Here is a 26,637-nt window from a genome sequence, read left to right on the forward strand (position 1 = left end):
CACCGATGCGCGCCGGCTGGTGCTGGCGCTGTCATCCCATACCGGCTGGACGCTGGCCGAGATCAGCGCCATGCGGGTAAGCCGGTTTCTGTGGTGGGTCGAGGGCCTGCCCAGGCGTGAAAGGTAGAGAGGGCGCATGACGAACCGCAGGCTTAACGCGACGATCAGCATTGGCGGCACCGTCGCCCGCTCGCTCACCAAAGGGCTCACCGACACCAAGGGCCAGTTGGCCGAGGTCGGTGGCGCGATCCGTAATGCCGAGAGCCAGCAGCGCCGGCTCTCACGCGAAATCGAAAGCATGGGCCGCGCGGGGATGAACATCGACCCGCTGCGTCGTCGCTATGCCCAGCTCTCCGACGAGATCGACCGCCTACGCCGCCGCCAGGAAGCGCTGAACCGCCTGGCCGCAGCAGACGTCGGCGGCAAGTTCCGCACCATGACCACCGAGGTGGGCCGTCTGGCACGCCGTACCGCCATCCTCGGCGGCGCGGCGGCCGGGGGTATCTTCGCCGTGGCCAACAGCACCTCCGAGCTCGGGGACAACGTGGCCAAGACGGCCGACAAGCTGGGCATGGGCATCCAGGAGCTGCAGGCCTACCGTTACGCGGCCGAGCGCTCCGGCATCGCAACAGCTACCTTCGACATGGCCACCCAGCGCATGGTGAGGCGTGTGGCCGAAGCGGCCCAGGGAACCGGTGAAGCCAAGGATGCCATTGCCGAGCTGGGGCTGTCGGCCGAAGCCCTCGCCTCAATGACGCCAGACGAGCAGCTCAACCACTTCGCCGACGCTCTACGCAACGTCGAGAACCAGGGCGACCGGGTACGCCTGGCCATGAAGCTCTTCGACAGCGAAGGCGTGGCCATGGTCAACATGCTACGTGACGGCAGCGAGGGGCTTCGCCAATACGGCGAGGATGCTCGGCGCACCGGGTACATCCTCAGCGAGCAGGCCGCCCGCGACGCCGAGACCTTCCAGGACACCCTACTCGACACCAAGCTGAGCCTGTTCGGCCTCAAGAACATCATCGGTTCGGCGCTGATGCCGGTCGTCTCCGACATGATGGGGCAGTTCACCGGCTGGCTGGCAGAGAATCGCGACCAGGTGCGGCAATGGTCCGCCACGTTCGCCGACAAGCTCAAGGCAGCGGTGCCGATAATTGGCGAGCTCGCCAGCGGCATCGGCACGGTCGTCACCACTGTCGGTGCCGCAGTCAATCGCACCGCCCAGCTGGTCGGCGGTTTCGACAACCTGGCCATGATCATCGGCGGGATCTTCGCCAGCAAGGCCATCGTATCGGTCGTGTCATTCGGCCTCGCCATCGGCAAGGCTGGGATGGCGCTCTGGTCCCTCGCCAGCACCTTCCCGGTGGTGGTCGGTGGGGTCAAAGCTATCGGCGCAGCACTGATGGCCAATCCGATAGGTATCGCCATTGGCGTGATCGCTGGCGCAGCGTATCTGATCTATCGCAACTGGGACTGGATCGGCCCTTGGTTCGGCAAGCTGTGGGACGGTATCAAGTGGGTCGCCAGTGCAGCCTGGGAGGGGCTCAAGACCATCGTCAGCTGGTCGCCTCTGGGCTTGATCGTACGCGCATGGGCGCCCATGGCGAGCAAGGTCGGCGAGCTCGTCGGCCTGGCCAAGGACATGGCTGGCGCCGCGTGGGACTGGATGGCCGCGAAGCTCTCCTGGTCGCCGCTCGAAACGATCTCCAACGCCTGGGGCGGCTTGTCCGAGTGGTTCGGCGAGCTGTGGGACGGCATCACCGAACGCGCCGAGCGCGCCATTGACTGGATCGTGGGCAAGCTGGAGTGGGTCGGTAACGCTTTCGACAAGGTGAAGGGCTGGATCACCTGGGGCGAGGATGACGACGCCGACGAGATCCGCGCCCAGCTTGGTGGTGGTAACGCCGGCTCCCTGGGGCTGACTTCAAACCGTGAGCGTAGGGAGGCAGAAAGCGAGGCTGTTATCGAGCGAGCGGCACCCAACCTTGGCCCTGAGCGGCCGCAACTGTCCGAACGACGCACCGCCACCGAGCGTGTGCGTGAGGTGATCAACAACATCACCAACAACCTGACGCTCCACGTGACCCGCCGAGAGGGCGAGGCCGACGCCTCCTATGCCCGGCGCATCACCGACATGGTTATCGAGGAGCTCAACGCCCGCCAGCAGGGAGCCCTTTACGATGGCTGAGGTCATGATGCGGCTGGGCGAGTTCTCGTTCAGCATCGACACCGCCGCCTATCAGCAGCTGATGCGCTCCACCCAATACCGGTGGAGCCCGCAGTCTCGCGTCGGCACGCATGACGCCCTGCAGTTCACCGGCTTCGGCGGGGACCAGATCACGCTGACCGGTAAGATCTATCCTGGCTGGCGCGGTGGTGCAGGGCAGATCCGTGAAATGCGGGCCCAGGCCGCCCTGGGCAAGCCGATGATGCTAATCGATGGCAACGGCTACATCCATGGCCGCTGGGCCGTGGAGAGCGTTGAGGAGCAGGCCGACATCTTCGCCCCGGCGGGCGTGCCTCGCCGACAGCAATTCACCCTGCAGATGAGGTTCTTCGACGATGGCCCGCAAGTATCGGACACGTGACGGCGATACCGTCGACTGGATCTGCTGGCGCTCCTATGGCCGGATCTCGCCCGGCCTGGTCGAGCGAGTACTCGAGGCCAACCACGGCCTGGCCGACGAAGGCCCGTTGCTGGAAGCAGGACGCCTGATCGTTCTGCCTGACGATCCGCAGCCGGCCATCAGCAAGAGGATTCGGCTGTGGGGGTAAATATCGCGCCGACCTTCCGGCTCACGGCCAACCAGGACGACATCACCGCCATGATACGCGAGCGGTTCGTCTCGTTGCGCATTGTCGACCGGGCTGGACAGGACAGCGACGAGCTCTCCCTGGTGCTGGCCGACCACGACCCCACCGCTCCGATCGCGCTGCCTGCAGCTGGCGCCGAGCTGGAATGCTGGCTGGGGTATGACGATGCCGCCGAGAACCTCGGCACCTATGTGGTGGATAGCGTCGAAGTCTCGTGGCCGCCCAACCAGGTGCGCATCGTGGCCAAGGCCGCGCCACTGGCCAAGAGCGAATCAGGGCAGGGCAGCACCCGCCTGATGCTCCAGACCAAGAAGACCCGCAGTTGGGATGCCGGCACGCTGCTCGGCGACATGACCCGAACCATTGCCCAGGAGCACAGCCTCGAGGCGGTGGTACAGCAGGCAATGGCGGGCATCGCGCTGCCCCACGTCGACCAGATCAACGAATCGGACATGAACCTGCTGACCCGTCTCGCGCAGCAGTATGACGGCATCGCCAAGCCGGCAGCCGGCCGCCTGGTACTGGCGCGCCGCGGGGCATCGCGGGCAGCATCGCCGGAAGAGCCTCAGCTGCCTACCGTCACGATCACCCCCGACATGGTAACAACTGGCCGCATGCAGCTCGCCAAGCGTCGCTCCGCCGGCAGCGTCACCGCTCAGTGGCGGGACACGGAGGCCGGCGAAACGGTCGATGTGACGGTAGGGCAGGACGAGCCGGTCAACCGCCTGGGTACGGTATACCCTGACGCCGAGAGCGCCATGGCGGCCGCCCAGGCCGAGTGGCGGCGCAGCCAGCGCGGCGAGCAGCGCCTCGACCTATCGCTGCCAGGCGACCCGCGCCTGATGGCAGAGGGCCGCCTGCAGCTTCAAGGGTTCCGCGAGGGGGCAGATGGCGAATGGTTGATCACCCAGGTAGAGCACCGCCTCGATGATGGAGGCTACTCCTGTCGGGTTCAGGCTGAACTGCCTGGTTCTTGAGCTGTAGGAGATTTGCCATACCCATGTAAGCCATTGTCCTAATACGTTGCGATCAGTAGCAGCATCGTTACATAGTGAATATGCTGTGTCTGGTACCTAAGAAAACGTAGGAAGGGAGCAGGGATTATGGCGCTAGTAGCATGCCCCGAGTGCAACCACCAGGTGAGCGACTCGGCTTTCAAATGCAGCCAGTGCGGTCACCAGCTGCGCAAAGCGAAACGTGGAGTCTTCGGCAAGCTGTTCAAGTGGAGCTTCATCCTCTTCAACGTGCTCATGGCCGTATGGCTGTTCTCCTCGTTCGGCATAATGGGAGAGGCGATGCAGACCTCGCAGAACGAGTATGAGCAAGCAGGTGCAGCCATTGGCAGTGCTCTGGGTATCGGCATGATAGTGACCACCTGGGCGCTGGGAGACATCATTCTGGGGCTGCTGGTGCTGTTTACCCGGCCGAAAGAGGCCTGACCATGGTTCGAACTCTGATGGTCTTGGCACTGCTGGCGCTGCCGTTCGCGGTCAATGCCCAGGAGATGCCCCGATACGATGTCGAGGCACACTGCGAAGAGATAGCCAGTTTCGGGGGCGAGTTCAGCAACATGACCTACAACGGCTGCATACAGATGGAGCAGTCAGCCTACGATGGCTTGAAAGGCCAATGGGCAAGCCTGCCCGGCAACATCCAGCGGCACTGTGATGAAATCGCAACCTTTGCCAGCCCGGGCAGCTACAGCACCCTGCAGGGCTGCGTGCAGATGGAAGTGTCGGCGGGGCAGAATCGAGGGCAGTTCAGCTTCGATTGACGTCGGCCGGTAGTTCTCGATTGGGCGCCTCGGTGGCGCCCTTTTCGTTGGCCAGTAACTCTTCGATGCGGCGGGCGGCCTCACGGCAGAGACGGCTGTAGCGCTTGGCCCTCAGCTTCGCGAGTAGCTCGGTGTCGGTCATTCTCTGTCGCATGTTGGATCCCTACGCCCCAGGCCGATATGGGCTTGAGCTTACATGTGTTTAAGAGATCTCGCACAGCGCCATAGAAATTCCCGCGGCAGAATGGAGGATGTCGTCTGTATGCGCGGCCGGCGACGGTTGCCAGGGAAGATAGCAGGCGGCACTGGTGCAGACCACCCCTCGCCAAGGATGGCGAATGGGGCTCGCTCACACTGGCATACTCCGCATCACTTGCCCCGGTTCTCCCGGTCTACGCGCAACCCGCCAGACGCCCTCCTGCACATCCTGCCCCCGCTCGAGCAAATACACCGGCGTGCCCGGTTGCCAGTATCCATCGCTGTGATTCAGGTCGCGCAGCCGCACCCGGCCGCTTACCAAGTAGCCCTGCCAAAGCACGTGATACTCAATCAGCCGATCGCGCGCCGGCGGACCTCGGCGCAGGCTGATCCAGCCGCGGCGCTCTAGGCGTTTTCGCCATTGGGTGATACGGAGTCGGGTGTGGTCGTCCATGGCCTGAGCATGGCCCAGCGCCCGGAATCGCTCAATGCTGGTGCTATGCCAGCCCGTATGATCTTCAAGCGGAGAAGATCTGAGCCAGAAGCTGCAGTAAGAACCCCGCCGCCAACATCAAGATGCCGATTCGTCTTAGCCACCGCTGCTCAATCAGCCATAAGCGCTTTTCGTCCTTGTATTCAGGTATTGTTACTACGGACTCTCTCTTGCGTATATATGCATCGGTAAAGTCCTTCAGGATCCACATTGAAGGATCGATAAGTAGTAGCAGCGATCCGAAGAAACCTAGTGCCAGACCAATCATGTTGAGCATTCGATACATCCCCTATTGGCGCGGTCCCTAGCTTGGTGAATTAGAGGTTCACTCTATCTCAAACACCCCCTGCCGATACCGGAACATCTCGGCTTCGATCTTCTCCAAGGCTGCCAGCATTCGCTTGCGCTGGCTGATGATGTAGCCACCAGTCACGTCGTTGCCTACGGCATGGCCGACCAGGCGCTTGATCGTATAGGGGCTGATGTCGAGCCCCTCGGCCACAGTGATCATGGTGCGGCGCAGGTCGTGGCGCGTTACTCGCACCCCGCATCGCTTTTCGATCCAGGCGATCCAGTCGGCGATGTGCCGCTCGGCTAGCGGCGTGTCGCTGTCCCGCGGTCGGAAAGGATACATCGAGCCCTTGGCATCCTTCAGGGCGTCGTCTATCAGCGCCTGGGTAGTGGGCCGCAAGTGAATGAACACTGGCTGCCCGCCTTTCGGGTCCGGCAGCTCGATGAGGCCGGCACGCTGGTTGTAATAGGGCATTTCGATGCCGTCAGCGTCGAGCACACCCTTGCTGGTGGTGATACCGGCAAGCTCACCGCTGCGCATGCCGGTCAGCAACAGCGCCTGCAGGTAGCGGCCGATATTTCGCACATAGGCTCGATGGTCCCGCTTGAGCTCATCCGTAGCGCCCCACCACGCCGGGAAGTCGTAGGGCATCAAGATCGTCTGCTTCCGCCGTGACCGGTTCCAGGCACGCTGATCACTGAGCGCTTGGACTGGGTTCGTTGGGTATAACGGCATCCCCCGCTCGTCCAGATAGCGGACCCGGGCAAAGTTGAAGAGAGCCCGGAGTACTCGCATGGCCCCGTTGGCCCGAGCCTCGCTCGCGGTGGAAATCTCCGCATGCTTGTCGATCACATCCTGCTGGCTGATGGACGCCAGCCGACGCGGCAGCCACTCCTTGAGGTAGTGGCGCACGTCATCGTTATAGGCTCTCTTGGTGTTAGGCTTCAGTTGGCGTGAGGTCAGGTATTCAGCCAGCGTGCTCTCGACCGTAGCCGTGCGGTGACGATCGGCCTGTCGCGCGGCCGATGGGTCAATGCCTGCAGCAATCTCCCCCAGCATCTCGGTGGCCCGCTTGCGTGCCTGCTCGATGGTTACCTCAGGAAACCTGCCTATCGTGATCCGCTTCGGCTTGCCGTTGACGCGGCGATGCACCGCGAAGGTCTTCGCCCCGGCCGCCGTCACCCGAAGCTCAAGGCCTGCCACCTTCTCATCTCGGTAGGTTGCCCGCCCGGATTCAGGTGGCTGGATCTGCTCGAGGGCGCGCTTTGTGAAGTTCATGGCCGGCTCCGGGGCAACGCTGGGGCAACGCTGGGGCAACGCTCGCCGTACATTGGCGTTAAATGAGCGAAAGCCGGAGCGTTGCTAAAGGACTGATTTGACGGCAATCGTAACGCTACATGAACTCCAATAATACTGGATAAAGAGTCAGAATGCGGGACTTCAAATCTGGCAGGGGCTGCCAGCGGTCCCTGGTGGGTTCGACTCCCACGCTCTTCCGCCAGCCTCCCCGCGCTCAACCACTGATCACCACCCGCGTGCCGATCCTTAGCCACGGGTCCAGCGCGCGGATCTCCTCGTTGCTGACCGCCACGCAGCCTTCGGTCCAGTCGAAGCTGCGGTGCACGTCGGGATCGCCCTGGCCCAGGCCGTGAATACCGATCAACCCGCCCAGTGAGGTGGTATGCGGTGCCCGGCCGTGACGCGCCCGGTAGTTCTCGATGTACCAATACTCCTGCAGCGTGATCTTGCCGCTTTGCAGCGCTTCTTCCGCCACTTGCGCATTGGGATAGTCGAAGCCGAAGAACAGCCCGAAGCGCGAAGCGCGATTGATGCGGTCGACGCGAAATTCACCCAGCGGCGTCATCGAGCTGCCCTTGGCCCGCAGCGGCGCCGCACCGCCGGCACCGAAAGCAAGATGCTCGATGCGCTCGATCACGGTTTCGCCGCGCAGCACGCGCACCTGGCGGTTGCGCAGGTCGATGCTGAGCCACACCTCGTCGGCCGTCAGCCCCTCCGGCATGGCCACCGCATCCAGCACCTGCCACAGCGTCGGCGAGTCACCCAGCCTGCCATCGAGAGAAACGGGAAGATTGGCCTGGGCCGCCGGCCCAAGCGTGAAGAAGCCTGCCGTCAAGGCGGCAGCCTGGAGGAATGCCCTGTTCATGAGCCCCTGCCCCGTGCGTAATGGAGTTATTGTCGACTTGAGTCGATCGAGTTATTCGGACCTGCCATGGTCGGCGCCATGAGGGTCATGGCACGACTCCTTTCGAGGGACGTCATCGCATGGGAGCAGGAACAAGGGGGAGTGGTGCAGGCGCTTTCGCCGCCCGACTCCCGGTATAGACCCTGGGGCGGGCCCCATGAGGCCCGTCGGTCGGGCCACCGGCCGAACCATGAGACGCATGAGGCAAATATAGCACAGGCCGGTTAAGACGAAATAAGGAGAGCGCCTGACACCGTTGAAAAGCGTGATCCCATTGGGTTCAAGCGCTTGCCGAGCGAGCCTCCGTCTGGGCTTGCGCCAGCCGCTCAATGGCCTCCCTGGCCAAGGGCGAGAGCTCGCTGCCGTCCTGCTGCAGGTAGTCGACGATCTGGCGCTTCATGCTGCGGGCCCAGAACTTGGTCAGGTGGGCATGAATGCGCTCGGCAGCGTCGTCGTAGTGGGCATTGTTGATGGCGATCTGGTTCACCATATGGATCAGGGTATCGAGCTGGCTACGGCTCATGGCGACATCAACCTCCGCTGGCATGGGTTGCCGGCGCTGTCTCGGCGGCCGGCTGATGATAGATGACATGGCGCCCCGTGCGGGCGAAGCCGACCAGCATCAGGCCGGCCTGGCGCGCCTGCTCGATGGCAAGCGAGGTGGAAGCCGACACGGCGACCAGGCAGCCGATGCCGGCGCTGGCGCTCTTCTGCACCATCTCGTAGCTGGCCCGGCTGGAGACCAGCACGAAGCCCTGCCGGTCAGTATCACGCTGACGAAGCAGGGCACCGATCAGCTTGTCGAGGGCGTTGTGACGACCGACATCCTCGCGCGCCAGCAGGATACGCCCCTCGAGATCGCACCAAGCAGCGCCGTGGGTTGCCCCGGTCTCCCGCTGAAGCGGCTGGTGCCACTTGAGCGTCTCCAGAGCATGCTGAATGGCAGCGTCGCCGACCATCGGCGCCACGACCGGCGCCACCGGGCGAATCGCCTGTTCCAGCGACTCGGTACCGCACAGGCCGCACCCGGTGCGGCCGGCCAGGCTGCGCCGGCGCTGCTTGAGCGCCATGAAGCGCGGCGTCGCGATCTCGAGATGCACGGCAATGCCCTGGGCTTCCTGGCGCACCTCCAGGTCGTAGAGCTCATCCGCCGTGCCCAGGATACCCTCGGTGAGGCTGAACCCCAGCGCGAAGTCCTCCAGATCGGTCGGCGTGGCCATCATCACGGCGTGGGAGATGCCGTTGTAAACCAGCGCTACCGGCAGCTCCACGGCGATACTGTCTTCGAGCCGCATGGCACTGCCACCCCGGTGTACCTCAACCGGGGCTCGGCAGTGGCTGGGGTCGTCACTCATTCACACGCTCCGCTGAGGGCTCGTCGCCGCGCAGCAACCTTAGCTGGAGCCGGTCGAAGCTTTCGAACTGGCGCTGCCAGACGGACGGCTGGCTGACCTTCTCGACCTGCACGGCGGTCACCTTGTATTCCGGGCAGTTGGTCGCCCAGTCGGAGCTGTCGGTGGTGATCACATTGGCTCCGCTGCCCGGGTGGTGGAAGGTAGTGTAGACCACCCCCGGCGGCATGCGGTCGCTGACCCGGGCACGCAGTACCGTCTGGCCGGCTCGGCTGGTGATGCCGACCCAGTCGCCATCGCGTATGCCGCGCAGCTCGGCGTCGGACGGATGCAGCTCGAGCACGTCCTCGTCGTGCCAGGCCTGGTTGCCGGTGCGCCGGGTCTGGGCGCCGACGTTGTACTGGGAGAGGATGCGCCCGGTGGTGAGCAGTAGCGGGAAGCGACGGTTGGAGCGCTCCTCGGTGGCCACGTAGTCGGTGATGGCGAACTGACCCAGGCCGATGGGGAAGTCCTCGATATGCATGGTCGGCATGCCCTTCGGGTACGCCTCGTTGCACGGCCATTGAATGCTGCCCAGCTCGTCGAGCCGCGCGTAGCTGACCCCGGAGAAGCTCGGCGTGAGGGTGGCGATCTCGTCCATGATCTGGGCCGGGTGGTCATAGTGCATGGGGTAACCCAGTGCATTGGCCAGGTCCACGGTCACTTCCCAGTCCTGCTTGCCGGCCAGCGGCGGCATCACCTTGCGCACGCGGTTGATGCGTCGTTCGGCGTTGGTGAAGGTGCCGTCCTTCTCCAGGAAGGAGGAGCCCGGCAGCAGCACGTGGGCGAACTTGGCCGTCTCGTTGAGGAAGATGTCCTGCACGATCAGGCACTCCAGCGAGCGCAGCGCCTGCTCTACGTGCTGGGTGTTGGGGTCCGACTGGGCGATGTCCTCGCCCTGCACGTAGAGCGCCCTGAAGTCGCCGGCGATGGCAGCGTCGAACATGTTGGGAATGCGCAGCCCCGGCTCGTCATCGATGGGCACGCCCCAGGCCGCCTCGAAGCGCTCACGCACGGCAGGGTCGCCGACGTGCTGGTAGCCCGGCAGCTCGTGGGGGAAGGAGCCCATGTCGCAGGAGCCCTGGACGTTGTTCTGCCCGCGCAGCGGGTTGACGCCCACCCCCTCGCGGCCGATGTTGCCGGTGGCCATGGCCAGGTTGGCGATGCCCATCACCATGCTCGAACCCTGGCTGTGCTCGGTGACGCCGAGGCCGTAGTAGATCGCGCCGTTGGGCGCCTGGGCGTAGGTGCGCGCGGCGCGGCGCACCTGCTCGGCGGGCACGCCGGTGATCGCCTCGACGTTCTCGGGCGAGTGGCGCTCGTCGAGGATGAACTCGCGCCAGGCCTGGTAGCCCGCCGCATCGCAGCGCTTGGCAATGAACTCGCGATCCTCGAGTCCCTCACTGACCACCACGTGCGCCAGCGCGTTGATCATCGCCACGTTGGTGCCGGGGCGCAGGGCGAGGTGCTGGGCGCCGCGATGGTGCGGTGTCTTGAGCAGGTCGATGCGGCGCGGGTCGACGACGATCAGCTCGGCGCCCTGGCGCAGCCGGCGCCGCATCTGCGAGGCGAACACCGGGTGGGCGTCGGTGGGGTTGGCACCGATGACCACGATCACGTCGGCCTTCATCACCGAATCGAAGGTCTGGGTGCCGGCGGACTCGCCCAGCGTCGCCTTGAGGCCGAAGCCGGTGGGCGAGTGGCACACCCGCGCGCAGGTATCGGTGTTGTTGTTGTGGAAGGCCGCGCGCACCAGCTTCTGCACCAGGTAGGTCTCCTCATTGGTGCAGCGCGAGGAGGTGATGCCGCCGATGCTCTCGCGACCGTGCTTGGCCTGGATCGCCTTGAGCCGCTCGGCGGCGAAGGCGATCGCCTCTTCCCAGCCCACTTCGCGCCAAGGCTGGTCGATCGACTCGCGGATCATCGGCGACTTGAGCCGGTCCGGATGGGTGGCATAGCCGAAGGCGAAGCGCCCCTTGACGCACGAGTGGCCATGATTGGCGTCGCCGCCCTTATAGGGCACCATGCGCACCACCCGGTCGCCCTGCATCTCGGCCTTGAACGAGCAGCCCACGCCGCAGTAGGCGCAGGTGGTCACCACGCTGTGCTCCGGCTGACCCTGCTCGATCACCGACTTCTCCATCAGCGTCGAGGTCGGGCAGGCCTGCACGCAGGCACCGCAGGAGACGCACTCGGAATCCATGAACGCATCATTCTGCCCGGCGGCGACCTTGGACTCGAAGCCGCGCCCCTCGATGGTCAGGGCGAAGGTGCCCTGCACTTCGTTGCAGGCGCGCACGCAGCGCGAGCAGACGATGCACTTGCTGGGGTCGAAGCTGAAGTAGGGGTTGGAGTCGTCGGTCTCGGCGTCCAGGTGATTCTCGCCGTCGAAGCCGTAGCGCACCTCGCGCAGGCCCACCGCGCCGGCCATGTCCTGCAGCTCGCAGTCGCCGTTGGCCGGGCAGGTCAGACAGTCCAGCGGGTGATCGGAGATGTAGAGCTCCATCACGTTGCGCCGCAACTTGGCCAGCCGTGCGTTCTGGGTGGTGACCTTCATGCCGGCCTCGACCGGCGTGGTGCAGGAGGCCGGCAAACCGCGCTTGCCCTCGATCTGCACCGCACACAGACGGCAGGAGCCGAATGCCTCGAGGTTGTCCGAGGCGCACAGCTTGGGAATGTTGATGTCGGCCAAGGCCGCTGCGCGCAGCACCGAGGTGCCTTCGGGGACGGTGATCTCGTGGCCGTCGATCTCGAGGCTGACGAGCGTCCCGGAGAGCCGCGCCGGGGTACCGTAGTCGCGCTCCGGAGAAGCGTGCTTGGGGTCGAAGTATTGCAACATGTCGTACCTCCTCCCGCTCAACGCTGCGTGGCGTCGCGCTGCAGGTCGTCGGGAAAGTGTTTCATCACGCTCTGCACGGGGAAGGGCGTCATGCCCCCCATGGCGCAGAGGGAACCGTCCACCATGGTCTCGCAAAGGTCGCCCAGCAGCGCGAGATTGGCCTCGCGGTTGTCACCTGCGCGGATGCGGTCGATCACCTCGACGCCGCGCACCGCGCCGATGCGGCAGGGCGTGCACTTGCCGCACGACTCCACCGCACAGAACTCCATGGCGAAGCGCGCCTGTTCGCCCATGTCGACCGTGTCGTCGAACATCACCACGCCACCGTGGCCGACCCCGGCCCCCACCTCGGCGAAGGTCTCGTAGTCGAGCGGCAGGTCCCACTGGCTTTCGGGCAGATAGGCGCACAGCGGACCGCCCACCTGCACCGCGCGCAGCGGTCGGCCACTCGCGGTGCCGCCGCCGAAATCCTCCATCAGCTGGCGCAGGGTAGTGCCGAAGGCCAGCTCGACCAGGCCACCGCGCTTGACGTTGCCGGCCAGCTGCAGCGCCAGGGTGCCGCGTGAGCGGCCCATGCCGTAGTCGGCATAAGCCGTTGCCCCGCGGGAGAGGATGAAGGGCACCGCCGCCAGCGAAAGCACGTTGTTGACCACGGTGGGCTTGCCGAACAGCCCCTCGAGCGCCGGCAGCGGCGGCTTGAAGCGCACCATGCCGCGCTTGCCCTCGAGACTCTCGAGCAGCGAGGTCTCCTCGCCGCAGATGTAGGCACCGGCGCCGAGCCGTACCTCGAGGTCGAAGCGCCGGCCGCTGCCGCGGATGTCGGCGCCGAGATAGCCGGCGGCCTCGGCGCGGGCAATGGCCTCGTTGAAGATTTCGTGTGCCAGGGGGTATTCGGAACGCAGGTAGACGTAGCCCTGGGTGGCGCCCACGGCGAGGCCGGCGATGGCCATGCCCTCGATCAGCAGATAGGGATCGCACTCCATCACGAGACGGTCGGCGAAGGTACCGGAATCGCCCTCGTCGGCGTTGCAGACGATATATTTCTGGTCGGCTGGGGCGTCGAGCACGGTCTGCCACTTGATGCCGGTGGGGAACGCCGCCCCGCCGCGACCGCGCAGGCCGGAGGTCTTGACCTCGTCGACGATGGCCTGGGGCGAGAGCGCCAGCGCCTGCTCCAGGCCGCGGAAACCGTCATGAGCGCGATAGTCGTCGAGTGAGAGCGGATCGGTGATCCCGATGCGCGCAAAGGTCAGGCGCTGCTGGGCCTGCAAATAGGGAATCGACTCGGTCGGCCCCCGGCAGAGGGTAGACATGGCGCTGCCCTCTAGCAGCCCGGCGTCGAACAGGCCGGCCACGTCGCCGGGCTCGACCGGACCATAGGCGACACGCCCGGCGTCGGTCTCGACCTCGACCAGCGGCTCCAGCCAGAACAGCCCGCGCGAGCCATTGCGCACCAGCTCGACCTCGGCGCCGCGAGCGACCGCCTCTGCCTCGATACGCTCGGCGACCTCGTCGGCGCCCAGCGCCAGCGCCGTGGTCTCGCGGGGAACGTATAGCCTGACTCGCATCAGCTCACCTCCAGCACTTGCGTGGTCAGTTCGTCGACCAGCCGGTTGAATTTTTCGGGGGTGACGCGGGCGACGATGCGGTCATCGACGCGCAGCGACGGACCGCAGGCGCAGTTGCCAAGGCAATAGACCGGCTCCAGGGTGATCTCGCGGTCGGCGGTCGTCTGGTGGTAGTCGATACCGAGCGTTTCCCGTGCGTGATTCTCCAGTGCCCGCGAACCGCGCGCCTGGCACGCCTCGGCGCGGCAGATCTGCACCACATGACGTCCCGGTGGGGTGGTTCGGAAGTGATGATAGAAGCTGATCACGCCGTGCACCTCGGCACGGGTGAGCTGCAACGCCTCGGCAATGATCGGCACCGCCTCACGCGGCACATGGCCGCAGCGGTCCTGAATCGCATGCAGGATGGGAAGCAAGGCCCCGGGCTCGTGCTTCAGGGCGTCGATCTCGTCCTGAACCTGTTGGGGGTTCCAGGGAAGGAATGGGCTGTTTGGCATGGCCTGGCCTCGAAGCGAACGTAGGGTGCATGTCGTACCAATACGTTCGACGCTGCTAGTGACGGTCTATTTATGTACTACAGTGCATATATGAATTACGCTGTATGTCGCTTCACGGCAATCGCTCTTGCTCTCGCGTACTTGTGAAAGTAGCAGTACTGCTTCCGTTTCGAAATATGAAAAACACAGCATATGAAACGCATTCGAATCGAGCCGGCCTGGTCCTTTACCGACGAGTCCGGTAACCGCCTGGACCCTCAGCTGTTCGGGTTGCTGCAGGGCATTCATCGCAGCGGCAAGTTGACCGAGGCCGCCGCCGAGGTCGGCATCTCCTATCGCCACGCCTGGAACCTGCTCAACAAGTGGGCGGACTTCTTCGGCACTGGCCTGGTGGAGATGCAGAAGGGGCGCGGCGCATGGCTGACCCCCCTCGGCGACAAGCTGCTGTGGGCCCGCCAGCGAGTGGCTGCCCGGCTCGGCCCACAGCTCGAGAGCCTGGGCTCGGAGCTCAACCTCGAGCTTCAACAACTTCTCGAAGGTGTCGAGCCGGTACTGCGCATGCACGCCAGCCACGGCTATGCAGTGGCGCTGCTGCCCCGCTTCGCCAGCGACTTCCAGCTCGACCTGCAGTACTGCAGCCCGCAGGAGGCACTGGCGGCACTCAATCGAGGCGCCTGCGACGTGGCCGGCTACCACATGCCGACCTCGGCGACCCACGGTCCGCTGATGCAGGGCTATCGACGCCAGCTTCGGCCACGCAGCCACTGCATCATCCGCTTCATCACCCGCTGCCAGGGACTCATGCTCGCACCGGACAACCCCAAGGGCATCGCCGGCCTGACCGACCTGGCCCGAGGTGACGTGCGTTTCATAAATCGACAGAAGGCCTCGGGCACCCGGGCGCTGCTCGACATCCTGCTGCGCGAGGCCGGGCTCGCATCGCAGCGCATCCCCGGCTTCGAACTCGAGGAGTACACCCATTCCGCCGTGGCCGCCTATATCGCCGCCGGCATGGCCGATGTGGGCTTCGGCGTCGAAGCCGCCGCGCATCAATTCGGCCTGACCTTCCTGCCGCTGGCTCATGAGCACTACCTGCTGGTGTGCCAACGCAGGAGCCTCGCCGACCCCAGCGTCGTGCGCCTGCTCGAGATGATCCGCGGCGAGGCGTTCCAGGCGGCCGTCCGCGAGCTGCCCGGCTATTCGCTGGACCGCTGCGGCGAGGTATGCGGCGTTGAAGAACTGTTCGACCAGGCCCGGCAGGGCTGAGCCTAGCCGGGCCCGGCCTCAGTCAGTAATCGACCACCACGTCGCCCCGGGGCTTGCTGCAGCAGGAGAGGATGTAACCCTCTTCGATGTCCTCATCGGTGATGCCGCCGTTGTGCTCCATGTCCACTTCACCGGACTTGAGTCCCACCCGGCAGGTGCCGCAGATACCCATGCCACAGGCCTTGGGAATGTGCAGGCCCAGCTTGGCGGCAGCCGAGTGCACCGTCTCGCCCGGCTGGATGCGGACGCTCTTGCCCGAGCCGACGAACTCGACGCTGAGCATGTCGGCGTAGTCGATCTCCTCGGCCTCGGCCTCGGCCTGCTCGGCCAGTTCCAGCACTTCTTCGCGCACGTCCAGCGGCGTGGCGCCGAAGGACTCCTCGTGGTAGTGGCTCATGTCGAAGCCGTTATCGCGCAGGATGCGCTTGATCGCGTTCATGTAGGGCGTGGGGCCGCAGCAGAAGATCTCGCGTTCGAGGAAATCGGGCACCATCAGCTCCAGCATCGGTTGGGTCAAAAACCCGCGATAGCCGGCCCAGGCCTCGCCGATGTCGTCCTTTTTCTCGCAGACGATATGCAACTTGAACTCGGGGATCCGCGAGAACATGTGCACCAGCTCGCGATGGTAGATGACGTCGCGCGGGGCACGTGCACTGTGGATGAACTCGACGTCGACGTTGGCGTTGGTGTCGAAGAACCAGCGTGTCATCGACATCAGCGGCGTGATGCCCACGCCGCCGGAGAGGAACAGCACCTTGTCGGCGGGAAAGTCGATCGAGTTGAAGTTGCCCACCGGCCCATGCACCGCCAGCTCGTCGCCGACCTTCAGGTTGTCGTGCAACCAGTTCGACACTTTGCCGCCCGGCACCCGCTTGACGGTGATCGAGAAGCTGTAGGGAATCGATGGCGAACTGGAGATCGTATAGGAGCGCATGATCGGCTCGCCCTCGATCTCCAGCTCCAGGGTCACGAACTGCCCCGGCTTGAAGAAGAACATCACCGGCTGCTCGGCCATGAAGCAGAAAGTGCGGACGTCCCAGGTTTCCTGGATGACCTTGACGCAACGCACCAAATGGCGGCCGTTGGTCCAGGTCTGGGTCGTGACGGGGTTGAGAAAGTTCATGGTCATGTCGAGTCGCCTGGCATTGATCAGCGTGGAAGGCTCCGACTGCGGAACACCGCCTGCCGTTGAACGAATTTTGCGCCAGGCGGCAAGGCCACGACTTGCCTGACTACGACACGGGCATGCCCATGAGTCCCACTCGGTGTCTCTTTTCCTTCCACACGCGTCGCGCCTGCATTCTTGTCTGTCGTCGGCAGACAACTGCCTCCCCGGCGGCTGATCCACACTCGCCGTAATCACGACCGGCCTCCACAATCACAACGCCGGCCTCCTGACGACCACACCAACAACCGAACCGATGCCGCGAACGCGGCCAGCAATGAGGAAGCTTGCATGGACACCCCCTCTCCGACTCCCCTCGACGATCCCTTGGATCCGGCACGTCAGGCCACCGCAAGGATGCTGGCCGAGCGTGCGCACAACTTCTCGTTGCCCCAGCCCTTCTACAACGATGCCCGGCTGTTCGCCCTGGACATGCAGGAGATCTTCGGCAAGGAGTGGCTGTTCGCCGGCATGACCTGCGAGATTCCCGCCAAGGGCAACTACATGACCCTGCAGGTCGGTGACAACCCGGTGATCATCGTGCGCGGGGATGGCGGCACCATTCATGCCTTCCACAACGTCTGCCGCCACCGCGGCTCGCGACTGTGCGTCAGCGACAAGGGCAAGGTCGCCAAGCTGGTCTGCCCGTATCACCAGTGGACCTACGAACTCGACGGCCGCCTGCTCTTCGCCGGCAGCGACATGGGCGAGAACTTCGACCTTTCCGCCTACGGACTCAAGCCGGTCCACGTACGCACCGGCGGCGGCTTCATCTTCATCAGCCTGGCGGCCGAACAGCCACCGGCCATCGACGACTTCCTGGTCACCCTGGATCACTACCTCGAGCCCTACGACATGACCAACGTCAAGGTTGCCGTGGAGTCGAGCATCGTCGAGCAGGCCAACTGGAAGCTGGTCATCGAGAACAACCGCGAGTGCTATCACTGCAACGGCTCCCACCCGGAACTGCTCAACTCGCTGCAGGAGTTCGACGACACCGACGACCCGCGCGCCACGCCGGCCTACAAGGCACTGGTGGCGAAGAAGCAGTCCGACTGGGACGAGCAGCAGGTGCCCTGGCAGCTCAAGCGCTTCGGCAAGCGCAACCGCCTGACCCGCACGCCGCTGCTGGATGGCGTGGTCTCGATGACCATGGACGGCAAGCCGGCCTGCGGCAAGCTGATGGGCCGCCTGACCAGCCCCGACATGGGCTCGCTGCGCATCCTGCACCTGCCCAACTCCTGGAACCACTTCATGGGCGATCATGCCATCGTGTTCCGCGTGCTGCCGCTGGGGCCGCAGGAGACTATGGTGACCACCAAATGGCTGGTGCACAAGGATGCCGTGGAGGGCGTCGACTACCATCCCGAGCAGATGCGTCGGGTGTGGGACGCCACCAACGACCAGGACCGGCGGCTGGCCGAGGAAAACCAGCGCGGCATCAACTCCAAGGCCTACCAGCCCGGCCCCTACTCGGAGACCTACGAGTTCGGCGTGATCGACTTCATCGACTGGTACAGCGAGCGGATGCAGGAGAACCTGGGCCACAGCGCGCCCCACCTGCAGCTGGTGCGCGGCTAGGCTAAGCGCCGTCTACACCTCGTGAAGCAAAATCGCCCCCGGCCAAGGCCGGGGGCGATGCGTTACCGTAAAGGCTTCAGGGCGGCGTAGCCATGAGGGGCGTCAGCCCACCACAGGCCGCAAATGACGCGCCAACGCCTCTCGCACCTCGGGCTGCATGACGCCGGTCTGGGTCTCCAGCTCGGCGACCAGCGCCGGCAGGTCGGGTACCCCCGCCTCGGCTTGCCGCTGAGCGGCAAGCCGGGCGCAGGTATCGGGATCGGCACCGACGGGCAGCTCGATGCCCAGCGCCACCAGGCGCTGACGAAAATCCTCCGCATCGATCAAGTCGGCGAACATCATCTCTCTCACCTCTCCGCTGCCGTTGTCGTCGTCAGTTCCCTAGATTACCCGCTCGACGCCCAGGAGACCACGTTGCCGTCGGGGCGACATCCCGGGATGGCTCGCCGCGCCGACGGCAAGGCGCGGCGCGGCCAGCCCGGGTTCCCCTCTTTACCTTAGGCGGCCACGCTGCCGTGCGGGTCGATGACGAATTTCTTCGCCGCCCCGCCGTCGAAGTCGGCGTAGCCCTGCGGGGCCTGATCCAGCGAGATCATCTGTACGTTGACCGCATCGGCGATCTTGACCTTGCCGAACAGGATCGCCTGCATCAGCGGGCGGTGGTATTTCATGACCGGACACTGCCCGGTATGGAAGGAGTGGGACTTGGCCCAGCCCAGGCCGAAGCGCATGCTCAGCGCCCCCTGCTTGGCGGCATCGTCGACGGCGCCTGGATCCTCGGTCACGTAGAGACCGGGAATACCGATCTGACCGCCGGCACGGGTCAACTGCATCGCTGAGTTGAGTACGGTGGCCGGCGCCTCCTTGCCGTGGTTGCAGCCGCAGGCATGGGCCTCGAAACCGACGCAGTCGACGAAGGCGTCGACTTCACGCTCGCCGAGGATCGCCTCGATCTTGTCGGCCATGTCGCCATCCTGGGTCAGGTCGATGGTTTCGCAACCGAAGCTGCGGGCCTGGGCCAGGCGCTCCTCGATCATGTCGCCAACGATCACGCAGGCCGCCCCCAACAGCTGGGCGGATACCGCCGCCGCCAGGCCCACCGGACCGGCACCGGCGATATAGACGGTGCTGCCCGGCCCGACGCCGGCCGTCACGCAGCCGTGGAAGCCGGTGGGGAAGATGTCGGAGAGCAGGGTCAGGTCGCGGATCTTCTCCATCGCCTGGTCGGCATCCGGGAATTTCAGCAGGTTGAAGTCGGCGTAGGGCACCATGACGTATTCCGTCTGGCCGCCGACCCAGCCGCCCATGTCGACGTAGCCATAAGCGGCACCGGGGCGTGCCGGGTTGACGTTGAGACAGATACCGGTTCGGCCTTCCTTGCAGTTACGGCAGCGCCCGCAGGCGATGTTGAAGGGCACCGAGACCAGGTCGCCCGGCTTGATGAATTCCACGTCGCGCCCGCACTCGACCACCAGACCGGTGATCTCGTGGCCCAGCACCAGACCGGACGGCGCGGTGGTACGACCGCGCACCATGTGCTGGTCGCTACCGCAAATGTTGGTAGTGACCACCTTCAGGATCACACCGTGGTCACATTTGCGATTGCCGAGAGCGAGTTCCGGGTAGGGGATGGATTCGACGTCGACCTTACCCGGGCCCTTGTAGACGACGCCGCGGTTGGCTTGGCTCATGGCTGGCTCCTTACATTGTTATGCGGCTGACCGGGCCTGAGCCCGATGCCGAGGGGATGGCGAAACGCCACCAAGCCAGCCTACGCCACCCCTCGACGACCTCGTATGCGCAGAGGCGACGCCGCCATGCGTGATATCGCCATGTCCCGGGCCCCACCGGATAACCGCAGGTCGCTTTCACGACACCACCCCTGCCCCATGCACCCAACAATATCTGGCCGGGTGCGCCATCGCATTCGACACCCCAGCGCAAGACACACAACAATCACCGAGGAATCCCCATGAAGCATGACGATGCCCCGATCCTCAAACCGGGGCAGGACAATGCCCAGGTGCTGGGGATGGATTTCCACCATCCCGTCTTCCCACTTTCGGCCCTGGCCATCCTGGCCTTCATTCTTTATGCACTGATCTATCCCGATGCCGCCAACAGCCACCTCACCGCGGCCCGCGGCTGGTCGATCGAATACTTCGACTGGCTGTTCATGATCGCCGGCAACCTGTTCGTGCTGCTGTGCCTGACGCTGATCGCCATGCCGGTAGGGCGCATTCGCCTGGGCGGCAGCCAGGCCCGGCCGGAATACTCGACCACTTCCTGGTTCGCCATGCTGTTCGCCGCGGGCATGGGCATCGGCCTGATGTTCTGGAGCGTAGCCGAGCCGGTCGCCTACTACACCGACTGGTACGGCACCCCGCTCAATGCCGAAGCGCATACTCCGGCAGGGGCCAGTGCCGCCATCGGTGCCACGATGTTCCACTGGGGCCTGCATCCGTGGGCGATCTACGGTGTGGTGGGACTATCGCTGGCATTCTTCGCCTACAACCGCGGCTTGCCGCTGACCCTGCGCTCGGCCTTCACGCCGATCCTCGGCGAGCGAGTGCGCGGCTGGTTCGGCCATATCATCGACATCGTTGCGGTGCTGGCGACGATCTTCGGTCTGGCAACCTCGCTGGGTTTCGGCGCCTCCCAGGCGGCGGGCGGCCTCAACTATCTGTTCGACGTGCCCAACACCATCGGTACCCAGTTGGCGATCATCGTGGTGGTCACCGCCGTGGCCCTGTTCTCGGTGTGGCGTGGCATCGACGGCGGCGTGAAGCTGTTCTCCAACATCAACATGGTGATCGCCCTGGCGCTGCTCACCTTCGTGCTGGTGACCGGCGGCGTGCTGCTGTTCGTCAACAATCTGTGGCACACCACCCTGGCCTATGCCAGCCATATCGTGCCGCTCTCCAGTTGGATCGGTCGTGACGATGCCACCTGGTACCACGGCTGGACGGTGTTCTACTGGGCCTGGTGGATCTCCTGGTCGCCCTTCGTCGGCATGTTCATCGCACGGGTCTCCCGCGGACGCACGGTGCGCGAGTTCCTCACCGCCGTGCTGGTGGTGCCGACCCTGGTCACGCTGGTTTGGATGAGCGTCTTCGGCGGCACCGCCCTTGACCAGTCGTCCGCCGGCATCGGCGCCCTGGCCGACGGTATCAGCGACGTCTCGCTGGCAATGTTCCAGATGCTAGAGCACCTGCCGCTGACCACTCTGACCTCGAGCCTGGCGATCCTGCTGGTGTTGATCTTCTTCATCACCTCGTCGGATTCCGGCTCGCTGGTGATCGACAACATCACCGCCGGCGGCAAGACCGACGCACCTCGCGGTCAGCGCGTGTTCTGGGCGGTGCTGGAAGGCGTGATCGCCGGCATCCTGCTCTACGGTGGCGGTAGCACCGCGCTGGGCGCGCTGCAGGCCGGTGCCGTGGCCACCGGCCTGCCCTTCACCCTGGTGCTGCTGGGCATGGCCTTCTGCCTGGTCAAGGGGCTTAGGGAAGAGCAGCGCGGAGCGGTGGCCGCCAAGCTGGCCTGATACGCACCTCTACTCCCCAGACGCAACGACCCCGGCCTTTTCCGGGGTCGTTGCGTTGAGGGCCTCTCGCCATGTCACCTCCCCGGACGGCACGAAGGGGCTCGACCTCGAGGGAACGAACAGGCATGGTAGTGATTTCCTACCTGGCCCCTCGTCGAGGCGGCGAGTGTGCCCCTCCCTGTCGTGTGTACAGGATGCACGAGAGCCCATGGTCACCCAAGTCGAGGAGGTAACACTGATGTCGACCCCGTTCACCCGATGCCTGGGCCTGGCCGGCCTACTGTCGCTGCTGGCCCTGGCACACCCTGCCTTCGCCCAGCAAGCCTTGCCTGGGGCCGCCGACGCCGATGTCACCACCGAGCAATTCCGTGATTGGGAGGTTACCTGCCCAAGCGAGGGCGGGGGCATCTGCACGATGGGCCAGGTAGTCAACGAACCGGACAGTAATCAGCCACTGATGCAGGTCGTGATGGCTTATCCGCCGCAACTCGACGGCCCGGCGATGACCTTCCTGCTACCGCTGGGAGTGCATCTCGCCTCGGGCCTGCAGCTCCAGGTAGGCAGCGAAGAGCCCGTCCAGTTCCCCTACCAGACCTGCGTGCAGCAGGGTTGCCGCGCCGACCTTCCCGTTCGACCCAGCCTGCTGCAGGCATTGCGCAGCGGCAGCACGGCCACCCTGAGCCTGTTCGGCCCGCGCGGCGACCGCATCGATCTGGACATCTCCCTGATGGGCTTCACCGACGCCAGCTCCCGCATCTCGCCCTGAATACAGAAGCTCTCATATGAGAGCCCCGGCATTGCGCCGGGGCTCGTCGGGTTGCGGGTTACGCTTCCGGCCGCTACCTCAACACGCCCTCTTCCTTCAATAGCTTGAGAATCGCCTCGGCGCCCTGCTCCGGCGTAACGTCAGTCAACACCTGGCCCCCGGCGCCTTCGGCCTTGGCCGCGGCGGCCTTGAAGCGATCCCGGGCCGAGGCCGCCTTGACGATCTTCAGGCGCTTGGGCCGCTTGCGGGCCGGGGCCACGCTCCATTCCGCCTGGGCCTCGTCCCACTCGACTGCAGCGGGCTCGACCTCGATCTCACCCCGCCGGGCCGGGCCGAAGGCGCTCTGGCGAGCCGCCGCGGCGGCCGCGTCGACGCTGACGATCGCCGGCAGGCGCACCTGTAACCGGCGGCGCTGGCCGCGCGGCAGGGCCTGGAGCAGCGTGGCCACGCCATTCTCGACCTTCTCCACCGCCGCCAGGCCACTGACCAGCGGCCAACCCAAGCGCTCAGCCAGTAGGTAGGGCAACATGCCGGAACCCTCCCCCTGCTCGGCACGCTCGCCGGCGATCACCAGCTGCGGCTGGGCGTCGCTCAGGGTGTCGGCCAGGGCAGGGACCACATCGGCACCTGGCGGCTGCTCCACCAGAGTCAGGGCCGGTAGGCCCATGCCCAGGTAGCCGCGCATGGCGCTTTCGCTCTCTTCGTCGAGACTTCCCGCATGCAGCAGCGTGACCCGCGCCTCACTGAGCGCCAAGGCCAGCTCCACGCCACGAGCATCCTGATCGGCACGCCGGGCGCGGCCGGTCACGGGATGGCGACCGACCGAAACCAGCACAGCCACCTCGAGAGCGGCACTGGCTTGAGCACCACTGTTGCGTGCTGCAGTGTCATGGGTGTCAGGCCGCATCGCGCCTCTCCTCTCGTAATCTCTGCACCATCTCGACCAGTGACGCGAGAATGCTCGCCGAGTCACCGATCACCGCCAGGTCGGCGCGCTTGATCATGTCGCACCCCGGATCGAGGTTGATCGCCACCACCTTCTCGCAGCTCTGGATACCCTGCAGGTGCTGGATGGCCCCGCTGATGCCTACCGCCACGTAGACTCGCGCCGTGACCCAGGTGCCGGTGGCGCCCACCTGCCGATCGCGTGGCATGAAGCCATCGTCGACCGCCACCCGCGAGGCACCCTCGGTCGCGCCCAGCACCTTGGCGGCCTGATGGAAGCCCTCCCACTCCTTGACCCCGTTGCCAGCGGAGAGGATGAACTCGGCCTCGGCGAGCGCCACGCCGGCCGGGTCGACGGCCACCTGACCCAGGTCGTCGATGCGGCCCAGCAGCGGAGGCAGCGACTGCGACAAGGCCAACGCCTGGACCGCATGACGGGTCTCTGAAACGGGCTCGGCGCATTCTGCCAGCGCCAGCACGATGCGCGGCAGGGTGCGCTGGATATCGGTAGTACCGGCAGCACCCCGCGCGGTACAGCGCCAGCCCAAGGCACAGGCGTCGTCCCGCTCGAGCTGCCAGACGCCAGTAGCAGGGCGCTCCCGCAGGCGAGCCGCCAGCCGCCGCCCCAGTTCGGCACCACCCAACTTGGAGTCGGGCAATAGCCAGTGACGCGGAGAGAACTCGCCGTCAACGGCGGCAAGCGCCGCCAGGCGGGCCTCCGGCGCGTAGCCGTCGAAATCATCGCCGTCCAGTGCGATCAGCCGATCGATGCCGGCCTCGCTGAAGCCCTCACCATTGGTACTGCCGAAGATCACGGCCAGCACGGCGCCGGGCCGCTCGCCGTCGGCATCGGCCAGTTGTCGCGCCAGACCCAGCAGGTCGCGATCATGGCTGGAGAGCCGCCCGCCGGGCAGGTCCGGCACCACCGCGACCAGGAAGGCCGGATCGTCGATCGTCACTTGGCGACGACTGTCCTTCGCTTCTGCCGTGCCGGTGGCGGCATGGCCGCCCTGCTGGACACCGCTGCGGTCGATGCGCTTGATGCCGTTGGGCCCGATGAAGCCCACCGCATGGGGGTTGCGACGAACCACGCCGTTAGGCCCCATCCACTCCGTCGCTGCGGACGAGCCCTCACCAAGCTCTGCCAGCACGCTCAAGTGGTCGGGATGCAGACGATTGCGGGCGATCCACTCCTTACGCGGATCGCGGCGGATGATCTCGCTCATGGCGTCACCTCCTCGGCGGCAGGCTGCGGGGCACGGGTGCTCCCGGAGGAAGCGGGACGCTCCACCAGCGCATCGGCCACCAGCTCGGCGATGTCACGCACCTCGGCGGTGGCATCGACCACCCCCTCGAGCATGGCGGTGCACTGCGGGCAGCCCACCGCGACCAGCTCGGCACCGGTCTCCTTGACGTCATTCATGCGCATGTCGGGAATCCGCTGCTTGCCGGGAATATCGGTGATCGGCGCACCACCGCCACCGCCGCAGCAACGTGAACGGAACCCCGAACGCTGCATCTCGGCCACGTCGATGCCCAGCGCCTTGAGTACGTTGCGCGGTGCCTCGTATTCGCCGTTGTAGCGACCCAGGTAGCAGGGGTCGTGATAGGTGACCGAGCCGCCTTTCCAAGGCGCGAAGTGCAGCCGCCCCGCCTCATACAGTTCGGCGATGTAGGTGCTGTGATGGGACACGGCATAGTGGCCGCCCAGCTCGCCGTACTCGTTGCCGAGAACGTGGAAGCTGTGAGGGTCGCAGGTGACGATACGCTGGAAGCGATACTGCGACAGCGTCGCGATATTGCGCTTGGCCAGCGACTGGAATGTCGCCTCATCGCCCAGGCGGCGTGCCACGTCGCCGCTGTCTCGCTCCTCGTTACCGAGCACGGCGAAGTCGACCCCGGCCGCACGCAGCACCTTGACCAGGGCCCTCAAAGTGCGCTGATTGCGCATGTCGAAGACCCCATCGCCGAGCCACAGCAGTACGTCGACCTGACCTAGGTCACGCATCAGCGGCAGGTTGAGATCGGCCGCCCAATGCATGCGCGAGCCGGGGTCGAAGCCACCCGGATTGTCGGTAGCGATCAGGTTGTCGAGCACCTCGGCCCCCTTGTTGGGGGTATTGCCATGCTCCAGGGTCAAGAAGCGGCGCATGTCGACGATGGCATCGACGTGCTCGATCATCATCGGGCACTCCTCGACGCAAGCGCGGCAGGTGGTGCACGACCACAGCGTCTCGGCATCGACCAGGGCCTTGCCCTCACGGGCGACGATAGGCCCATGGGGGCTGCCGGCATGCTCTCCCACCGGCTTGCCGGGATAGGGGGAGCCTGCATAGGCGGCGTCGCTGCCGCCGGCCATGCCGACGACCATGTCCTGAATCAGCTTCTTGGGGTTGAGCGGCTGGCCCGCGGCGAAGGCCGGGCAGACCGCCTCGCAGCGGCCGCACTGCACGCAGGCGTCGAAGCCGAGCAGCTGGTTCCAGGTGAAGTCGCTGGGCGTCTCGACGCCGAGCGGGGCCTTGGTATCCTCCAGGTTCAGTGCCTTGAGGCCGGTGGAGCGGTTGCCCTCACCGAAGCGCTCGGGGCGGCGATGGAAGGCCAGATGCAGGGTGCCGGCGAAGGCGTGCTTCATCGGACCGCCCCAGGTCATGCCGAAGAACATCTCGCCCAGGCCCCACACCAGCACCGCGGAGAGCGCCAGGGCGAGGATCGCGCTGCCCGTTCCATCGGGCAGGATGCCCACCGTCGGCAGGGTGATCAGGAACACGCTCAGCGAGAAAGCCATCAGGCTCTTGGGCAGGCGCATCCAGGGTCCCTTGGAGAGCCGCGCCGGCGGGTTGCGCCGCCGCCTGGCCACAAACAGGCTACCCACGAACATCAGCGCACTGGCGGCCAGCAGTAGTCCGCCCAGCACCGGATTGGCGAATCCCAGGCCATGCACCAGGATCATCAGCACGGCCGCCGCGACGAAGCCGCCGGCAGTGGCCACGTGGGTATTGGACATGACCTTGTCGCGCGCCACCACGTGGTGCAGGTCCACTAGATAGCGCCGCGGCATGGCGGCGAGCCCGCGCAGCAGAGCGACCTTGGCGGGCCGCCCCTGGCGCCACAGGCGAACGCGCCGCACGGCGCCGATCACGGCCACCGCCAGGGCGGAGAAGATCAGTATCGGTAGGAGGGTGTCGAGCATGGTGCTCACCTCGTCTCTAGAACCAAAACGGGGCTGTCCCGGCGACAGGCCTCTGCGAGGGCGCTGTGAACCCATCCCTGGGCGCTACATTTGTCATCCATGACA

25 protein-coding genes are annotated in these 26,637 nt (G+C 65.5%); 10 read left to right on the forward strand and 15 right to left on the reverse strand.

Features of this window, described 5'->3' with window-relative positions; translation table 11 throughout:
• The first annotated feature begins 136 nt into the window (after positions 1–136).
• The 6 genes from HNO53_RS20785 (at position 137) to HNO53_RS20810 (ending at position 4,591) form a co-directional block, all read left to right on the forward strand.
• The gene (locus tag HNO53_RS20785; protein ID WP_209474888.1) at positions 137–2,191 is read left to right on the forward strand and encodes a phage tail tape measure protein; all 2,055 of its coding nucleotides are present in this window, start codon (positions 137–139) and stop codon (positions 2,189–2,191) included.
• Complete coding sequence (locus tag HNO53_RS20790; RefSeq protein WP_209474890.1) at positions 2,184–2,591, forward strand: phage tail protein; 408 nt, start codon at positions 2,184–2,186, stop codon at positions 2,589–2,591. The genes HNO53_RS20785 and HNO53_RS20790 overlap by 8 nt, the downstream gene beginning before the upstream one ends.
• Positions 2,566–2,778 (forward strand): tail protein X, encoded by a 213-nt coding sequence (locus HNO53_RS20795; protein ID WP_209474891.1) that lies wholly within the window; start codon positions 2,566–2,568, stop codon positions 2,776–2,778. The genes HNO53_RS20790 and HNO53_RS20795 overlap by 26 nt, the downstream gene beginning before the upstream one ends.
• Positions 2,769–3,794: a phage late control D family protein gene (locus tag HNO53_RS20800; protein ID WP_209474893.1), complete on the forward strand. Its 1,026-nt coding sequence runs from the start codon at positions 2,769–2,771 to the stop codon at positions 3,792–3,794. The genes HNO53_RS20795 and HNO53_RS20800 overlap by 10 nt, the downstream gene beginning before the upstream one ends.
• Positions 3,795–3,956: 162 nt before the next feature.
• Positions 3,957–4,256, forward strand: coding sequence for a hypothetical protein (locus HNO53_RS20805; RefSeq protein WP_242597487.1), 300 nt, complete (start codon positions 3,957–3,959; stop codon positions 4,254–4,256).
• A gap of 2 nt (positions 4,257–4,258) precedes the next feature.
• Positions 4,259–4,591: a hypothetical protein gene (locus tag HNO53_RS20810; RefSeq protein ID WP_209474897.1), complete on the forward strand. Its 333-nt coding sequence runs from the start codon at positions 4,259–4,261 to the stop codon at positions 4,589–4,591.
• Here HNO53_RS20810 and HNO53_RS20815 read toward each other — a convergent pair.
• The 9 genes from HNO53_RS20815 to HNO53_RS20855 all read right to left on the reverse strand — a co-directional run bounded on the left by HNO53_RS20815 (position 4,578) and on the right by HNO53_RS20855 (position 14,072).
• Complete coding sequence (locus tag HNO53_RS20815) at positions 4,578–4,733, reverse strand: hypothetical protein (RefSeq protein ID WP_209474899.1); 156 nt, start codon at positions 4,731–4,733, stop codon at positions 4,578–4,580. The genes HNO53_RS20810 and HNO53_RS20815 overlap by 14 nt on opposite strands.
• A gap of 574 nt (positions 4,734–5,307) precedes the next feature.
• Complete coding sequence (locus HNO53_RS20820) at positions 5,308–5,559, reverse strand: hypothetical protein (RefSeq protein ID WP_209474901.1); 252 nt, start codon at positions 5,557–5,559, stop codon at positions 5,308–5,310.
• A gap of 48 nt (positions 5,560–5,607) precedes the next feature.
• On the reverse strand, positions 5,608–6,852 hold the full coding sequence (locus tag HNO53_RS20825) for a tyrosine-type recombinase/integrase (RefSeq protein ID WP_209474903.1): 1,245 nt from the start codon (positions 6,850–6,852) through the stop codon (positions 5,608–5,610).
• 235 nt (positions 6,853–7,087) lie between these two features.
• Positions 7,088–7,738 (reverse strand): L,D-transpeptidase, encoded by a 651-nt coding sequence (locus tag HNO53_RS20830; protein WP_209474905.1) that lies wholly within the window; start codon positions 7,736–7,738, stop codon positions 7,088–7,090.
• Between the two features lie 319 nt (positions 7,739–8,057).
• A complete protein-coding gene (locus HNO53_RS20835) occupies positions 8,058–8,300 on the reverse strand; it encodes a formate dehydrogenase subunit delta (protein WP_209474907.1) in 243 nt (80 codons plus the stop codon).
• A 7-nt stretch (positions 8,301–8,307) separates the two neighbouring features.
• On the reverse strand, positions 8,308–9,132 hold the full coding sequence (gene fdhD, locus HNO53_RS20840) for a formate dehydrogenase accessory sulfurtransferase FdhD (protein WP_209474909.1): 825 nt from the start codon (positions 9,130–9,132) through the stop codon (positions 8,308–8,310).
• A complete protein-coding gene (gene fdhF, locus HNO53_RS20845) occupies positions 9,125–12,007 on the reverse strand; it encodes a formate dehydrogenase subunit alpha (RefSeq protein WP_209474910.1) in 2,883 nt (960 codons plus the stop codon). The genes fdhD and fdhF overlap by 8 nt, the downstream gene beginning before the upstream one ends.
• A 17-nt stretch (positions 12,008–12,024) precedes the next feature.
• Complete coding sequence (locus HNO53_RS20850) at positions 12,025–13,575, reverse strand: formate dehydrogenase beta subunit (protein ID WP_209474912.1); 1,551 nt, start codon at positions 13,573–13,575, stop codon at positions 12,025–12,027.
• Entirely contained in the window at positions 13,575–14,072 is a 498-nt protein-coding gene (locus HNO53_RS20855; RefSeq protein WP_209474914.1) for a formate dehydrogenase subunit gamma, read from the reverse strand. Before HNO53_RS20855 ends, HNO53_RS20850 begins: the two co-directional genes overlap by 1 nt.
• Before the next feature lie 192 nt (positions 14,073–14,264).
• Here HNO53_RS20855 and HNO53_RS20860 point away from each other — a divergent pair, with 192 nt between their 5' ends.
• Positions 14,265–15,338, forward strand: a complete 1,074-nt coding sequence (locus tag HNO53_RS20860) for a substrate-binding domain-containing protein (RefSeq protein WP_209474915.1) — start codon at positions 14,265–14,267, stop codon at positions 15,336–15,338.
• Between the two features lie 22 nt (positions 15,339–15,360).
• Here HNO53_RS20860 and HNO53_RS20865 read toward each other — a convergent pair whose 3' ends face one another.
• The gene (locus tag HNO53_RS20865) at positions 15,361–16,467 is read right to left on the reverse strand and encodes an FAD-binding oxidoreductase (RefSeq protein ID WP_209474917.1); all 1,107 of its coding nucleotides are present in this window, start codon (positions 16,465–16,467) and stop codon (positions 15,361–15,363) included.
• A gap of 327 nt (positions 16,468–16,794) precedes the next feature.
• Between HNO53_RS20865 and HNO53_RS20870 the strand changes: the two genes are divergently transcribed.
• Entirely contained in the window at positions 16,795–18,084 is a 1,290-nt protein-coding gene (locus HNO53_RS20870) for an aromatic ring-hydroxylating oxygenase subunit alpha (protein WP_209474919.1), read from the forward strand.
• Positions 18,085–18,186: 102 nt separating this feature from the next.
• On the opposite strand, the gene HNO53_RS20875 is transcribed toward HNO53_RS20870, so the two are convergent.
• Positions 18,187–18,426 (reverse strand): hypothetical protein, encoded by a 240-nt coding sequence (locus tag HNO53_RS20875; RefSeq protein WP_209474921.1) that lies wholly within the window; start codon positions 18,424–18,426, stop codon positions 18,187–18,189.
• 155 nt (positions 18,427–18,581) lie between these two features.
• Complete coding sequence (gene fdhA, locus HNO53_RS20880; RefSeq protein ID WP_209474922.1) at positions 18,582–19,775, reverse strand: formaldehyde dehydrogenase, glutathione-independent; 1,194 nt, start codon at positions 19,773–19,775, stop codon at positions 18,582–18,584.
• Positions 19,776–20,056: 281 nt separating this feature from the next.
• Between fdhA and HNO53_RS20885 the strand changes: the two genes are divergently transcribed.
• The gene (locus HNO53_RS20885; protein ID WP_209474925.1) at positions 20,057–21,631 is read left to right on the forward strand and encodes a BCCT family transporter; all 1,575 of its coding nucleotides are present in this window, start codon (positions 20,057–20,059) and stop codon (positions 21,629–21,631) included.
• A gap of 208 nt (positions 21,632–21,839) precedes the next feature.
• Positions 21,840–22,397: an invasion associated locus B family protein gene (locus HNO53_RS20890; RefSeq protein WP_242597488.1), complete on the forward strand. Its 558-nt coding sequence runs from the start codon at positions 21,840–21,842 to the stop codon at positions 22,395–22,397.
• Positions 22,398–22,470: 73 nt separating this feature from the next.
• Here the strand turns inward: HNO53_RS20890 and etfB are convergent, their stop codons facing one another.
• Genes etfB through HNO53_RS20905 form a run of 3 tightly spaced genes read right to left on the reverse strand, consistent with a single transcriptional unit; the run spans position 22,471 to position 26,532 of the window.
• Positions 22,471–23,304, reverse strand: coding sequence for an electron transfer flavoprotein subunit beta (gene etfB, locus HNO53_RS20895; RefSeq protein WP_209474927.1), 834 nt, complete (start codon positions 23,302–23,304; stop codon positions 22,471–22,473).
• Positions 23,294–24,568, reverse strand: a complete 1,275-nt coding sequence (etfA, locus tag HNO53_RS20900; protein WP_209474929.1) for an electron transfer flavoprotein subunit alpha — start codon at positions 24,566–24,568, stop codon at positions 23,294–23,296. Before etfA ends, etfB begins: the two co-directional genes overlap by 11 nt.
• On the reverse strand, positions 24,565–26,532 hold the full coding sequence (locus HNO53_RS20905) for a (Fe-S)-binding protein (protein ID WP_209474931.1): 1,968 nt from the start codon (positions 26,530–26,532) through the stop codon (positions 24,565–24,567). The genes etfA and HNO53_RS20905 overlap by 4 nt, the downstream gene beginning before the upstream one ends.
• Positions 26,533–26,637: the final 105 nt, after the last annotated feature.

The sequence above is a fragment of the Billgrantia antri genome (assembly GCF_017868935.1).
GTDB classification, from domain to species: Bacteria; Pseudomonadota; Gammaproteobacteria; order Pseudomonadales; family Halomonadaceae; genus Halomonas; species Halomonas antri.